Annotated in this window: 14 protein-coding genes; 7 read left to right on the top strand and 7 right to left on the bottom strand. The window is 65.3% G+C overall.

Going from position 1 to position 13,461, the window contains the following annotated elements:
- Positions 1 to 115 precede the first annotated feature (115 nt).
- Entirely contained in the window at positions 116 to 829 is a 714-nt protein-coding gene (locus NP552_RS06515; RefSeq protein WP_043862487.1) for an SIMPL domain-containing protein, read from the bottom strand.
- A 199-nt stretch (positions 830 to 1,028) separates the two neighbouring features.
- Between NP552_RS06515 and NP552_RS06510 the strand changes: the two genes are divergently transcribed.
- The 4 genes from NP552_RS06510 to NP552_RS06495 all read left to right on the top strand — a co-directional run bounded on the left by NP552_RS06510 (position 1,029) and on the right by NP552_RS06495 (position 5,313).
- Positions 1,029 to 2,285 (top strand): ATP-binding protein, encoded by a 1,257-nt coding sequence (locus NP552_RS06510; protein ID WP_054916388.1) that lies wholly within the window; start codon positions 1,029 to 1,031, stop codon positions 2,283 to 2,285.
- Entirely contained in the window at positions 2,285 to 2,845 is a 561-nt protein-coding gene (locus NP552_RS06505) for a response regulator transcription factor (protein ID WP_043862485.1), read from the top strand. The genes NP552_RS06510 and NP552_RS06505 overlap by 1 nt, the downstream gene beginning before the upstream one ends.
- 102 nt (positions 2,846 to 2,947) lie before the next feature.
- Positions 2,948 to 3,889 carry an AEC family transporter gene (locus NP552_RS06500; RefSeq protein WP_274096559.1) on the top strand — a complete coding sequence of 314 codons (942 nt, stop codon included), beginning with the start codon at positions 2,948 to 2,950 and terminating at the stop codon, positions 3,887 to 3,889.
- A gap of 50 nt (positions 3,890 to 3,939) precedes the next feature.
- A complete protein-coding gene (locus NP552_RS06495; RefSeq protein ID WP_043862483.1) occupies positions 3,940 to 5,313 on the top strand; it encodes an amino acid permease in 1,374 nt (457 codons plus the stop codon).
- Positions 5,314 to 5,333: 20 nt separating this feature from the next.
- Here the strand turns inward: NP552_RS06495 and NP552_RS06490 are convergent, their stop codons facing one another.
- The 6 genes from NP552_RS06490 to gatC form a co-directional block, all read right to left on the bottom strand.
- Complete coding sequence (locus NP552_RS06490) at positions 5,334 to 5,711, bottom strand: carboxymuconolactone decarboxylase family protein (RefSeq protein WP_043862482.1); 378 nt, start codon at positions 5,709 to 5,711, stop codon at positions 5,334 to 5,336.
- Between the two features lie 10 nt (positions 5,712 to 5,721).
- Positions 5,722 to 6,765 (bottom strand): calcium/sodium antiporter, encoded by a 1,044-nt coding sequence (locus tag NP552_RS06485; RefSeq protein WP_043862481.1) that lies wholly within the window; start codon positions 6,763 to 6,765, stop codon positions 5,722 to 5,724.
- A 62-nt stretch (positions 6,766 to 6,827) separates the two neighbouring features.
- Positions 6,828 to 7,202: a septal ring lytic transglycosylase RlpA family protein gene (locus NP552_RS06480; RefSeq protein ID WP_043862480.1), complete on the bottom strand. Its 375-nt coding sequence runs from the start codon at positions 7,200 to 7,202 to the stop codon at positions 6,828 to 6,830.
- 107 nt (positions 7,203 to 7,309) lie between these two features.
- Entirely contained in the window at positions 7,310 to 8,755 is a 1,446-nt protein-coding gene (gatB, locus tag NP552_RS06475; protein WP_054916385.1) for an Asp-tRNA(Asn)/Glu-tRNA(Gln) amidotransferase subunit GatB, read from the bottom strand.
- Between the two features lie 11 nt (positions 8,756 to 8,766).
- Positions 8,767 to 10,218: an Asp-tRNA(Asn)/Glu-tRNA(Gln) amidotransferase subunit GatA gene (gatA, locus tag NP552_RS06470; protein WP_043862478.1), complete on the bottom strand. Its 1,452-nt coding sequence runs from the start codon at positions 10,216 to 10,218 to the stop codon at positions 8,767 to 8,769.
- A 16-nt stretch (positions 10,219 to 10,234) separates the two neighbouring features.
- Positions 10,235 to 10,522, bottom strand: a complete 288-nt coding sequence (gatC, locus tag NP552_RS06465; protein ID WP_043862477.1) for an Asp-tRNA(Asn)/Glu-tRNA(Gln) amidotransferase subunit GatC — start codon at positions 10,520 to 10,522, stop codon at positions 10,235 to 10,237.
- Positions 10,523 to 10,727: 205 nt separating this feature from the next.
- On the opposite strand from gatC, the gene mreB reads away from it, so the two are divergent.
- The 3 genes from mreB (at position 10,728) to mreD (ending at position 13,448) form a co-directional block, all read left to right on the top strand.
- On the top strand, positions 10,728 to 11,765 hold the full coding sequence (gene mreB / locus NP552_RS06460; protein WP_008371426.1) for a rod shape-determining protein MreB: 1,038 nt from the start codon (positions 10,728 to 10,730) through the stop codon (positions 11,763 to 11,765).
- Between the two features lie 205 nt (positions 11,766 to 11,970).
- Entirely contained in the window at positions 11,971 to 12,960 is a 990-nt protein-coding gene (gene mreC / locus NP552_RS06455) for a rod shape-determining protein MreC (protein ID WP_373870457.1), read from the top strand.
- Complete coding sequence (gene mreD, locus NP552_RS06450; protein WP_043862475.1) at positions 12,960 to 13,448, top strand: rod shape-determining protein MreD; 489 nt, start codon at positions 12,960 to 12,962, stop codon at positions 13,446 to 13,448. Before mreC ends, mreD begins: the two co-directional genes overlap by 1 nt.
- Positions 13,449 to 13,461 lie beyond the last annotated feature (13 nt).

Below are 13,461 nucleotides of genomic sequence, written 5' to 3'. Positions count from 1 at the left end.
CATTGGTGCGCCGGGCGGCCAGTGGGGCCGCTCGGCGGGCAGGGAGGCTGGCCTGTTGACCAGCGCGACCCTCAAACCATAGCTGACAGCGATGCAGGCGTTGCCCGCGGGTGAATCAGGGCATCAGCACTTCGATGGTGCCGTCGGCGCTGAGGCTGACCTGGCTGGTACCGGCTTCGATTTCCGGGCTTGGCGCGGCTTCGGCGTCCATGCTGGCCTTCATCATCATGGCACCGCGGGCGTAGGGGTGCGGGTAGCCGCTGCTGTTGAGGTTCAGGTTGACCACCTTGTAGCCCTTGCCGCCGAGGGCTTCGGTGGTCAGCTGGGCGCGGGCCTTGAAGGCGTCGATGGCATCCTTGAGCAGGGCGTCTTCGCTGCTCTTGCGGGTGGCCGGGGCGATGGCGAAATCCATCCCGCCCATCTTCAGGTCCTGCAGCAGCTCGCCGGTGAGCTTGGACAGCGCCGGGAAGTTCGCGCTTTCCAGGCGCAGCTCGGCACGTTCGCGCCAGCCGGTGATCTTCTGGTTCTTGTTGTCGTAGATCGGGTAGCTGTTGCGGCTGTCCTGGCTGAGCTTGACGTCCTTGACCGCACGGGCCTTTTCCAGCGCCTTGTTCATGCTGGTGGTGATCTCGTTGGCCAGCTTGGCCGGGTCGGTGTTCTGCGCCTCGGTGTACAGGGTCACGACCATCAGGTCGCGGGCGACTTCCTTGCTGGCTTCGGCGCGCAGTGAAACCTGGTTGTAGCGAGGCTCGTCGGCCAGTGCCGCAAAGCTGGCAAACAGGCCGGTCGCGAGGACGAGGGTGGTACTGGCGCGAGACACAGTGTGCATGGGCAACTCCTTGAAATTGAGGCGTGGCGGCGGTCGATCCCGACCACGCAGACCCCATCAGACTCGCACAAACCGACGAGGTTCAAAAAGCCATCATCGATGCCGGTGTGCCTGTGGCGCTTTGCCGCATTGCTGCAGCGCGGGGTGCAGCTTGGGTATACTCGCCACGATTCACCTGGAGCACTCATCAGGAGAGCTCATGCTCGCCCCCGTACTCATGCTGTCTGCCACACGTCAGAACCTCTGGCGCCTGACCTTCATCCGCACCTTGGTGCTGGCCGCCCAGGCCGGTTCGGTGGCGGTCGCCTACTGGACCGAACTGCTGCCACTGCCGTGGCTGGCGCTGAGCATCACCCTGGGGTTCTCCATGGTGCTGTGCGTGCTCACGGCCATCCGGCTGCGCACCTCGCTGCCGGTCACCGAGCTGGAGTATGCGGTGCAGCTGGCCTGCGACCTGCTGATCCACAGTGCGCTGCTGTATTTTTCCGGGGGCTCGACCAACCCCTTCGTGTCCTATTACCTGGTGCCCCTGGCGATTGCCGCGGTGACGCTGCCATGGCTGTATTCGCTGATTCTGTCGGGCATTGCGCTGGTGGCCTACACCCTGCTGCTGGTGCAGTACTTCCCGCTCGAAACCTTCCCCATGGCCCGCGAGAAGATGCAGATCTACGGCATGTGGCTGAGTTTTGCCCTGGCCGCCGGGGTGATCACCTTCTTTGCCGCCAAGATGGCCGAAGAGCTGCGTCGCCAGCAGCAGTTCCAGGCCCAGCGCCGCGAGGAAGGCCTGCGCGACCAGCAACTGCTGGCCGTGGCCACCCAGGCCGCCGGTGCCGCCCATGAGCTGGGTACGCCGCTGGCGACCATGAGCGTGCTGATCAACGAGATGCGCCAGGACCACACCGACCCGCTGCTGCAGGAAGACCTGGAGACGCTGCAGGAGCAGGTCAAGCAGTGCAAGCACACCTTGCAGAACCTGGTGCGCGCCGCCGAGGCCAACCGGCGCATGGCGGTGCAAGAGCAGGAGGCGAGCTTCTGGCTGGACGAGGCGCTCAACCGCTGGCACCTGATGCGCCCCGAGGCCAGCTATCGCTTCCAGCGCCTGGGCCAGGGTACGGTGCCGCGCCTGGCGCCGCCGCCGGACCTGACCCAGGCCCTGCTGAACCTGTTGAACAATGCAGCCGATGCCTGCCCCAATGACCTGGAGGTGTACCTGGACTGGGACGCCGAGGACATCGTGATCAGCATTCGCGACCATGGCCCCGGCGTGCCGGTGGCGATCGCCGAGCAGATCGGCAAACCCTTCTTTACCACCAAGGGCAAGGGCTTCGGCCTGGGCCTGTTCTTGAGCAAGGCCAGCGTGACCCGTGCTGGCGGCTCGGTAAAACTCTATAGTCATGAGGAAGGCGGTACGCTCACCGAGCTGCGCCTGCCGCGTGACGCGCGAGGAGACGTGTGATGAGTGATGAAATTCAGGCTGAAGGCGAAGAGCTGCCGCACCTGCTGCTGGTGGATGACGACGCCACGTTTACCCGGGTGATGGCCCGGGCCATGAGCCGGCGCGGGTTTCGCGTGAGCACGGCGGGTTCTGCCGAAGAGGGCCTGCAGATTGCCCAGCAGGACGTGCCGGACTACGCCACGCTGGACCTGAAGATGGAGGGCGACTCCGGGCTGGTGCTGCTGCCCAAGCTGCTGGAACTGGACCCGGAGATGCGCGTGGTGATCCTCACCGGCTATTCGAGCATTGCCACCGCGGTGGAGGCGATCAAGCGCGGCGCTTGCAATTACCTGTGCAAGCCGGCCGATGCCGACGACGTGCTGGCGGCGCTGGCGTCCGAGCACGCCGACCTGGACACGCTGGTACCGGAAAACCCGATGTCGGTGGACCGCCTGCAGTGGGAGCACATCCAGCGTGTGCTGACCGAGCATGAGGGCAATATCTCGGCCACGGCGCGGGCGCTGGGCATGCACCGGCGTACCCTGCAGCGCAAATTGCAGAAGCGCCCGGTTCGGCGCTGAACCTCAGGGCCTCTTCGCCGGCAAGGCCGGCGAAGAGGCTGCGTGGCAGCCCCAAGGTTGACGTATGATTAGCTCCCTAACGACGCCGACGGGACCACCTGCATGCTCGCCCTTTTTCTCCAGACCCTGAACATCACCGCGCCGGTGTTCGCGATGATGTTCATGGGCGTGCTGCTGCGCCGCATCAACGCCATCAACGACAGCTTCATCCAGACCGCCTCGGCCCTGGTGTTCAACGTGAGCATGCCGGCGCTGCTGTTTCTGGGCATCTACCACGCCGATCTCGAGGCGGCGGTCCAGCCCTCGCTGCTGCTGTACTTCACCGTCGCCACCCTGGGCAGTTTCGGCCTGGCCTGGCTGATCGCGATCTGGCGCTGCCCCCGTGAAGATCGCGGCATCTACGCCCAGGGCGGCTTTCGCGGCAACAATGCGGTCATCGGCCTGGCGCTGGCCGGGAGCATGTACGGCGATCATGGCATCTCCATCGGCGCGGTGCTGGCCGGGCTGGTGATCCTGCTCTACAACTCGCTGTCGGCCGTGGTGCTGGCGGTGTACAGCCCGACCATCAAGTCCGACCCCTGGAGCATCCTCAAGAGCATCCTGCGCAACCCGCTGATCATCAGTGTGCTGGTGGCCGGCGTGCTGGCGTATGCCAAGGTGGGGCTGCCCAACTGGCTGCTGACCTCCGGTGACTATCTGGCGCAGATGACCCTGCCGCTGGCGCTGATCTGCATCGGCGGCACGCTGTCGATGGCCTCGTTGCACGCCAGCGGGCGCATGGCGCTGAGTGCCAGCCTGGTAAAGATGGTGTGGCTGCCGCTGCTGACCACCTTCGGTGCCTGGTTGTGCGGCTTTCGCGGCGCGGAGCTGGGGGTGCTGTTCCTGTACATCGCCAGCCCCACCGCCGCGTCCAGCTACGTGATGGCGCGCGCGGCCAACGGCAATCACCAGCTGGCCGCCTCGATCATCGTGATTACCACGCTGATGGCCGCAGTTACGACGAATATCGGCATATTTATCTTGCAGTGGGGCGGCTGGATCTAGATCCTGTCGCCCACACTCAAAATAACGGCCTCCCTGCCTGAGGACACTTCATGCAAGACCAGATCACGCCCGAGCGTTTGCATCGCGGCCTGAAGAACCGTCACATCCAGTTGATCGCGCTGGGCGGCGCCATCGGCACCGGGTTGTTCCTGGGCATCGCCCAGACCATCCAGATGGCAGGCCCTGCCGTGCTGCTGGGCTACGCCATCGCCGGCCTGATGGCCTTTTTCATCATGCGCCAGCTGGGTGAGATGGTGGTCGAGGAACCGGTGGCGGGCAGCTTCAGCCACTTTGCGCACCGCTACTGGAACGAGTTCGCTGGCTTCGTCTCGGGCTGGAACTACTGGGTGGTCTATGTGCTGGTGGGCATGGCCGAGCTGACGGCGGTGGGTATCTACGTGCAGTACTGGTGGCCGGACTTTCCCACCTGGGCCACTGCAGCGATCTTCTTCGTGGCGATCAACCTGATCAACCTCACCCAGGTCAAGGTGTACGGCGAGCTGGAATTCTGGTTCGCGCTGGTCAAGGTGATCGCCATCGTCAGCATGATCGGCTTCGGCGCCTGGCTGCTGGCCAGCGGCAGCGGCGGGCCGGATGCCAGCGTGGCCAACCTGTGGCAGTACGGCGGGTTCTTCCCCAATGGCATCACCGGGCTGGTGATGGCGATGGCGGTGATCATGTTCTCCTTCGGCGGGCTGGAGCTGGTCGGCATCACCGCGGCCGAGGCGGACAACCCGCGCTACAGCATTCCACGCGCGACCAACCAGGTGGTGTACCGCATCCTGATCTTCTACATCGGCGCACTGGCGGTGCTGCTGTCGCTGTACCCCTGGCAGAAGGTGGTGCAGGGCGGCAGCCCGTTCGTGATGATCTTCCACAACCTGGACAGCAACCTGGTGGCCACCATTCTCAACGTGGTGGTGCTGACTGCCGCGCTGTCGGTGTACAACAGCTGCGTGTACTGCAACAGCCGCATGCTGTTCGGCCTGGCCAGCCAGGGTGATGCGCCGCGCGCACTGCTCAAGATCAACCGTCGTGGCGTGCCGCTGGCGGCGCTGGGCGTATCGGCGGTGGCCACCGGCCTGTGCGTGCTGATCAACTACCTGATGCCGGGCGAAGCCTTCGGCCTGCTGATGGCGCTGGCGGTGTCGGCACTGGTGATCAACTGGGCGAGCATCAGCATCACCCACCTGAAATTTCGCAAGGCCAAGATCGCTGCCGGCGAGTCGACCTTCTACAAGAGCTGGGGGCACCCGGTGACCAATTACCTGTGCCTGGCGTTCATCGTGCTGATTCTGGTGGTGATGTACCTGACCCCGCCGATCCGCATCTCGGTACTGCTGATTCCGGCCTGGATCGCCACCCTGGGCGTGGCGTTCTGGCTCAAGAAGAAGGGGCAGAAGGCCGCCGCCGTCGCCGGCTGACGGCCCTGCGGGGTGATCGGTCAGCCCTGCTGGTAGCTGTCGATCACTTCCTGGGCGGCGCGAAACGCATCGATCGCCGCCGGTACGCCGGCGTACACGGCGCAATGCAGCAACGCCTCGCGAATCTCTTCCACCGTACAGCCGTTGTTCAGGGCGCCACGCACGTGGCCCTTGAGCTCCTGCGGGCACTTGAGCGCGGTCAGCGCCGCCAGGGTGATCAGGCTGCGGGTTTTCAGCGGCAGGCCTTCGCGGCTCCACACGCTGCCCCAGGCGTGCTCGTTGACGAACGCCTGCAGCGGCTCGGTGAACTCGGTGGCATTGCCCAGTGCACGGTCCACGAATGCATCGCCCATGACCTGGCGGCGAACCTGTTCGCCGGTTTTGTTGCTCTCGCCCATGTTGTTTTCCTTAGTGTTGGCGGCGCCAGGCGCGCACGGTGGTGTACATCAGCACCACCGCCAGCGTCGGCAGGACATAAAGCAGCATCAGCTGCTCCAGACGGTTGGCCAGCGGCATGCCGGTGGTGAAGGCCACCACGTGCAGACCATAGGCCAGGTAAAGACACAGGAACACCAGACCTTCGGCGCGGGTGACGCGGTAGCCGGAATAGAACACCGGCAGGGTCAGCACGGCCACGCCGAGCATCACCGGCAGGTCGAAGGCCAGCGCGTTGGGCGAGATCGACAGCGGCACCGGGGCCACCAGCGCGGTCAGCCCGAGCACCGCCAGCAGGTTGAACAGGTTGCTGCCGATCACGTTGCCCACGGCGATTTCACGCTCGCCGCGCAAGGCGGCGATCAGCGAGGTGGCCAGCTCCGGCAGCGAGGTGCATACCGCCACCACGGTCAGGCCGATCACCCGCTCCGACAGGCCCAGGTCGACGGCCACTTCCACTGCTGCCTCCAGCAACAGGTGCCCGGCCAGGCTCAGCAGGCCCAGGCCGGTGAGCATCAGTGCCAGGGTGCCGAACCAGAAGCCGACGCCACGCTGCGGCCGCGGGCCGGGGGCGGGGTAGGTGCGTGCGTGGTGGCGTGACTGGTGCCACAGGATGGCCAGGTAGGCAACCAGCCCGAGCAGCAGCAGGGCGCCTTCGAGGCGGCCGATGCGTTCGTCCAGGGCCAGCAGGTACACCAGCAGGCTGGCGCCGATCATCAGCGGGATATCCAGGCGTACCAGTTGCCGCGAAACGCGCAGGGGGATGATCAGGGCGGCCAGGCCCAGGGTGACCAGCACGTTGAAGATGTTGCTGCCGATCACGCTGCCCACCGCCACGTCGGGTGCGCCGGTGTAGGCCGCCTGCAGGCTTACGGTCAGTTGCGGGGCGCTGCTGCCGAAGGCCACCAGGCTCAGGCCGATGATCAGCGGACGCACCTGCAGGCTGGCGGCCAGGCGCAGGGCGGCGCGCACCAGCAGTTCGGCGCCGGTGATCAGCAGCAGCAGGCCCAGGGCCAGTTGCAGCAGGCTGAAGGTGGGTAAAGCGGCCAGGTCGAAAATGGTCGTGCTCCGAAGCAGGGTCAGTTGCTGAGACTTTGTACCCGTACCCGCGCGGTTCCGCTACGGAGCATGCCCAGTTGGTCGGCGGCGGCGCGTGACAGGTCGATGAGTCGACCCCGGGTATGCGGGCCGCGGTCGTTGATGCGTACCACGACGCGGCGGTCGTTGGCGAGGTTGGTGACCTGCACGCGGGTGCCGAAGGGCAGGCTGCGATGGGCGGCGGTCAGGCCGTGCTGGTCGAAGGGTTCGCCACTGGCGGTACGCTTGCCGTGATGGCGGGAACCGTAATAGGAGGCGGTGCCGGTCTGGTCGTAACCGCGGGGGTCGAGGGTGTGGCTGGCACAGCCGGCGAGCAGGGTGAAAAGCGCGAGCAGTGCGCTGAGGGGACGCCACATGTATCCGGTTACTCCGTGGTGTGGCCTTCGCCGGCAACGCCGGCTCCTGCAGGGATTGGTGCGTCCTTGTAGGAGCCGGCGTTGCCGGCGAATGCAGGCGACGCGGTTCAGCCTTCGAGCTTGCTCTTGAGCAATTGGTTCACCTGTTGCGGGTTGGCCTTGCCCTTGGACGCCTTCATCGCCTGGCCGACGAAGAAGCCGAACATCTTGCCGCGCTTGGCCTCGTCCGCCGCGCGGTACTGCTCGACCTGCTCGGCGTTGGCCGCCAGCACTTCGTCCAGCACCTTCTCGATCGCGCCGGTGTCGGTCACCTGTTTCAGGCCTTCGGCCTCGATGATCTGGTCGGCATCGCCTTCACCGGCGGCCATCTTCTCGAACACCACCTTGGCGATCTTGCCGCTGATGGTGTTGTCCAGAATGCGCTGCAGCATGCCGCCCAGTTGCGCGGCGCTGACCGGCGCCTGGTCGATCTCCAGGCCCAGCTTGTTCAGCAGGCTGCCCAGCTCGACCATGACCCAGTTGGCCGCCAGCTTGGCATCGCCGCACACACCGACCACCTGCTCGAAGTAGTCGGCCTGCTCGCGGCTGGAGGCCAGCACGTTGGCGTCGTAGGCCGACAGGCCGAACTGGCTCTGGAAGCGCTCGCGCTTCTGTGGCGGCAGTTCGGGCAGGGTGGCGCGGATGGCGTCGAGGAACGCCGGCTCGATGACCACCGGCAGCAGGTCCGGGTCGGGGAAGTAACGGTAGTCGTTGGCCTCCTCCTTGCTGCGCATGGAGCGGGTCTCGTCCTTGTTCGGGTCGTACAGGCGGGTTTCCTGGATCACCCGGCCGCCATCCTCGATCAGTTCGATCTGGCGCTGCACCTCGGTGTTGATCGCCTTCTCGATGAAGCGGAACGAGTTGACGTTCTTGATCTCGCAGCGGGTGCCGAACTCGACCTGGCCCTTGGGCCGGATCGACACGTTGCAGTCGCAGCGCAGCGAGCCCTCGGCCATGTTGCCGTCGCAGATGCCCAGGTAGCGCACCAGTGCGTGGATCGCCTTGACGTAGGCCACGGCTTCCTTGGCGCTGCGCATTTCCGGCTCGGAGACGATTTCCAGCAGCGGCGTGCCGGCGCGGTTCAGGTCGATGCCGGTGGCGCCGCTGAAGTCTTCGTGCAGGCTCTTGCCGGCGTCTTCCTCCAGGTGTGCGCGGGTGATGCCGATGCGCTTGACGGTGCCGTCTTCAAGGGCGATGTCCAGGTAGCCCTTGCCGACGATCGGCAGCTCCATCTGGCTGATCTGGTAGCCCTTGGGCAGGTCGGGGTAGAAGTAGTTCTTGCGCGCGAACACGTTGTGCTCGCCGATTTCGGCGTCGATCGCCAGGCCGAACATGCAGGCCATGCGCACGGCTTCTTCGTTGAGCACCGGCAGTACGCCGGGCATGCCCAGGTCGATCAGGCTGGCCTGGGTGTTCGGCTCGGAGCCGAACGTGGTGGCGCTGCCGGAGAAAATCTTCGACTGGGTGGCGAGCTGGGTATGAATTTCCAGCCCGATCACAACTTCCCATTGCATGTGTCTGTCCCTCAGAAGCCGGTAGGTGCGCGGGTGTGCCAATCAGTCACTTGCTGATAGCGGTGCGCGACGTTGAGCAGGCGGCCTTCCTGGAAATACGGGGCCAGCAGTTGCACGCCGACCGGCAGGCCGTCGACAAAACCGGCCGGCATCGACAGGCCTGGCAGGCCGGCGAGGTTGGCGGTGATGGTGTAGACGTCTTCCAGGTAGGCGGCGACCGGGTCGCTGTTCTTGGCGCCAAGCTTCCAGGCCGGGTTGGGCGTGGTCGGGCCGAGAATCACGTCGACCTCTTCGAAGGCGGCCATGAAGTCGTTCTTGATCAGGCGGCGGATCTTCTGCGCCTGCAGGTAGTAGGCATCGTAGTAGCCGGCCGACAGCGCGTAGGCGCCGACCATGATGCGCCGCTGCACCTCGGGGCCGAAGCCTTCACCGCGTGAACGCTTGTACAGGTCGGTGAGGTCCTTGGGGTCTTCGCAGCGGTAGCCGAAGCGCACGCCGTCGAAACGCGAGAGGTTGGACGAGGCTTCGGCCGGGGCGATGACGTAGTACGCAGGGATCGCGTGCTGCATGTTCGGCAGGCTGATCTGCTTGACCACCGCGCCGAGCTTTTCCAGCTCCTTGACGCTGGCCTGGATCAGGTCGGCGATGCGCGGGTCCAGGCCGGCACCGAAGTACTCCTTCGGCAGGCCGATGCGCAGGCCCTGCAGCGAGGCGTTGAGCGGGGCGCTGTAATCGGGCACCGGTTCGTCGATGCTGGTGGAGTCCTTGGCGTCGAAACCGGCCATGGCCTGCAGCAGCAGCGCGCAGTCTTCGGCGGTACGCGCCAGCGGGCCACCCTGGTCGAGGCTGGAGGCGTAGGCAATCATGCCCCAGCGCGACACGCGACCGTAGGTCGGCTTGAGGCCGGTGAGGTTGGTCAGCGCCGCCGGCTGGCGGATCGAACCACCGGTGTCGGTGCCGGTGGTGGCCGGCAGCAGGCGCGCGGCCACGGCGGCGGCCGAACCGCCGGACGAACCGCCCGGCACGTGTTCGAGGTTCCACGGGTTCTTCACCGCGCCGTAGTGGCTGGATTCGTTGGCCGAACCCATGGCGAACTCGTCCATGTTGGTCTTGCCCAGGGTGACCATGCCGGCCTCGGCCAGCTTGCTGACCACGGTGGCGTCATACGGCGAGACGAAGTTGTCGAGCATCTTCGAGCCGCAGCTGGTGCGCACGCCCTGGGTGCAGAACAGGTCCTTGTGGGCGATGGGGGCGCCCAGCAGGGCGCCGGTTTCACCGCCAGCGCGGCGGGCGTCGGCGGCACGCGCCTGGTCCAGGGCCAGGTCTTCGGTGACGCTGATGAAACTGTTGATTTGCGGGTCGAGCTGCTGGATGCGCGCCAGCAGCGTGCGGGTCAGCTCTTCGGCAGAAAAGGCTTTGTCGGCGAGTCCGCGGGCGATCTCGGCCAGGGTCAGTTGATGCATGGCAGGCTCTATTCCCTTACTCGATGACTTTAGGAACCAGGTACAGGCCGCTTTCGGTCGCCGGGGCGATGGCCTGGTAGCTGTCTCTCTGGTTACTTTCTGTTACCACGTCGGCACGCAGGCGCTGACGGGCTTCAAGGGGGTGGGCCAATGGCTCGATGCCAGTGGTGTCGACCGCTTGCATCTGGTCGACCAAACCCAGAATACTGTTCAAGGCATCGGTAGTGCGCGGAAGATCGGCTTCATTGAGGCCCAGGCGGGCCAGGTGAGCGATCTTTTCCACGTCGCAGCGTTCAAGCGCCATGGGGATCTCCAGGGGAAAACAAAAAACGGAATTGGTCCGCGAATGAGGAACATGCTGGCAGATTTACGGTCATAAGGCCGCGATTGTGTGCTGGCTTGCTCGGAAAAACTGCCAATTTAACATATTGGCGCCTTGCCCAAAATCCCCGCCGTTGTTAGAGTTTGCCGCACTTTTTTACCCACGCGTTGCCTAGGGTCACTTTCCCATGTTCAAGAAACTGCGTGGCATGTTTTCCAGCGATCTTTCCATCGACCTGGGCACTGCCAACACCCTTATTTACGTGCGTGAGCGCGGTATCGTCCTGAATGAGCCTTCGGTTGTGGCCATTCGTACTCACGGCAACCAGAAAAGTGTCGTCGCTGTCGGCACCGAGGCCAAGCGCATGCTCGGCCGTACGCCCGGCAACATCGCTGCCATTCGTCCGATGAAGGACGGCGTGATCGCCGATTTCAGCGTCTGCGAAAAGATGCTGCAGTACTTCATCAACAAGGTTCACGAAAACAGTTTTCTGCAGCCCAGCCCTCGCGTGCTGATCTGCGTTCCGTGCAAGTCGACCCAGGTAGAGCGCCGCGCCATTCGCGAGTCGGCCCTCGGTGCCGGTGCCCGTGAAGTGTTCCTGATCGAAGAGCCGATGGCCGCCGCCATCGGTGCCGGCCTGCCGGTCGAGGAAGCCCGTGGTTCGATGGTCGTCGATATTGGTGGTGGTACCACCGAAATCGCACTGATCTCCCTCAATGGTGTGGTGTACGCCGAATCCGTGCGTGTGGGTGGCGACCGTTTCGACGAGGCCATCGTCACCTACGTGCGCCGCAACTACGGCAGCCTGATCGGCGAGTCCACCGCCGAGCGTATCAAGCAGGAAATCGGTACTGCCTACCCGGGCGGCGAAGTGCGTGAAGTCGACGTACGCGGCCGCAACCTGGCCGAAGGCGTGCCACGTGCCTTCACCCTGAACTCCAACGAAGTGCTCGAAGCCCTTCAGGAATCGCTGGCGACCATCGTGCAGGCGGTCAAGAGCGCCCTGGAGCAATCGCCACCGGAGCTGGCTTCGGACATCGCCGAGCGCGGCCTGGTGCTGACCGGTGGTGGTGCGCTGCTGCGCGACCTGGACAAGCTGCTGGCCCAGGAAACCGGCCTGCCGGTGATCGTCGCCGAAGACCCGCTGACCTGTGTCGCCCGTGGCGGCGGTCGCGCGCTGGAGATGATGGACAAACACACCATGGACCTGCTCTCCAGCGAGTGATTTGCTGACCGCCCACCCCGTCCCCCGGTTTACAGGTAGCGCCCACAGTGCTACCTGTATGTGCTGGTGGCGCGTGTGGGCGTCGTTTCCATCCATCCTGCAAGCAGGCCGGTGCGTTGCCGTATGAATGACCCCCTGAATCTTCGAGGAGCGGCCTATTAAACCGCTTTTCGCCAAAGGCCCTTCGCTGGGCGTGCACCTGCTTGTGCTGGTTGTGCTGTCTATCGCCCTGATGGTGGTGGACGCCCGCTTTACCTTGCTCAAGCCGCTGCGCAGCCAGATGGCGCTGGTGCTGATGCCTTCCTATACCATCAGCGACTTCCCGCAACGCATGTGGCAGGGCGTGGCCAGCCAGTTCGGCAGCCGCACCGAGCTGATCGCCGAGAACGAGAAACTCAAGACCGAAGCCTTGCTGCTGCAAGGTCGCCTGCAGAAGCTGGCGGCCCTGACCGAGCAGAACGTGCGCCTGCGCGAGTTGCTCAACTCCTCGGCGCTGGTCAACGAGAAGGTCGAGGTGGCCGAGCTGATCGGCGTCGACCCCAACCCCTTTACCCACCGCATCCTGATCAACAAGGGCGAACGCGACGGCGTGGTGCTGGGCCAGCCGGTGCTCGACGCCCGTGGCCTGATGGGCCAGGTGGTCGAGCTGATGCCGTACACCTCGCGGGTACTGCTGCTCACCGACACCACCCACAGCATTCCGGTGCAGGTCAACCGCAACGGCCTGCGCGCGATTGCCAGCGGCACCGGCAATCCCGAACGCCTGGAACTGCGCCACGTGGCCGACACCGCCGACATCAAGGAAGGCGACCTGCTGGTCAGTTCCGGCCTGGGCCAGCGCTTCCCGGCCGGCTACCCGGTGGCCACGGTGCGCGAGGTGATCCACGACTCCGGGCAGCCGTTCGCCATCGTGCGGGCGGTGCCGACCGCGGCGCTCAACCGCAGCCGCTACATGCTGCTGGTGTTTTCCGACAGCCGCACCCCCGAACAGCGCGCCGCCGATGCCGCGCAGGCTCAGGAAGCGGCTGATCGCCAGGCGCAGAGCCCGATCGATGGCAGCATGCCGGCTGCCGCGCCGGGCGCACCTGCCGCACCCGCTGCGCCGGGCACGCCTGCGCCAACCCCTGCACCTGCTCCTGCCGCCGCGCCCGCTGCCCCTGCAGCCGCCCCGGCCACTTCTCGGGAGAGACACTGATGAGCAGTACCCGTAGCCGCAACGGTTGGGTGGTCTGGTTGACCTTCCTGATCGGCCTGCTGCTGAGCGTGTGGCCCACGCTGCCGTTCATGGAGATTTTCCGTCCGCTGTGGCTGGCCCTGCTGCTGGCCTTCTGGACGCTGCACCTGCCGCACAAGGTCGGCATGACCACCGCATTCGTGCTGGGGCTTGCCGAGGACGTGCTGTACGGCACGCTGCTGGGGCAGAACGCCCTGGTGCTGGTGCTTATCACCTTCCTGGTGCTGTCGCTGCAGCAACGCCTGCGCATGTTCCCCATGTGGCAGCAGAGCCTGGTGATTCTGGTGATCTTCGGCCTGGCCCAGCTGGTTCAGCTGTGGCTCAGCGCCCTGACCGGCAATCGCCAGCCGACCCTGGCGCTGGTGTGGCCGGCGGTGATCAGTGCGCTGCTGTGGCCCTGGATCAGCTTCGCCTTGCGCGGCCTGCGCCGACGCCTGAGTATCAACTGATTCGCGTTGCCCA

It is taken from the genome of Pseudomonas sp. 8209, assembly GCF_028682105.1.
GTDB classification, from domain to species: Bacteria; Pseudomonadota; Gammaproteobacteria; order Pseudomonadales; family Pseudomonadaceae; genus Aquipseudomonas; species Aquipseudomonas palmensis.
This window is presented reverse-complemented; position numbering and strand designations above follow the sequence as displayed.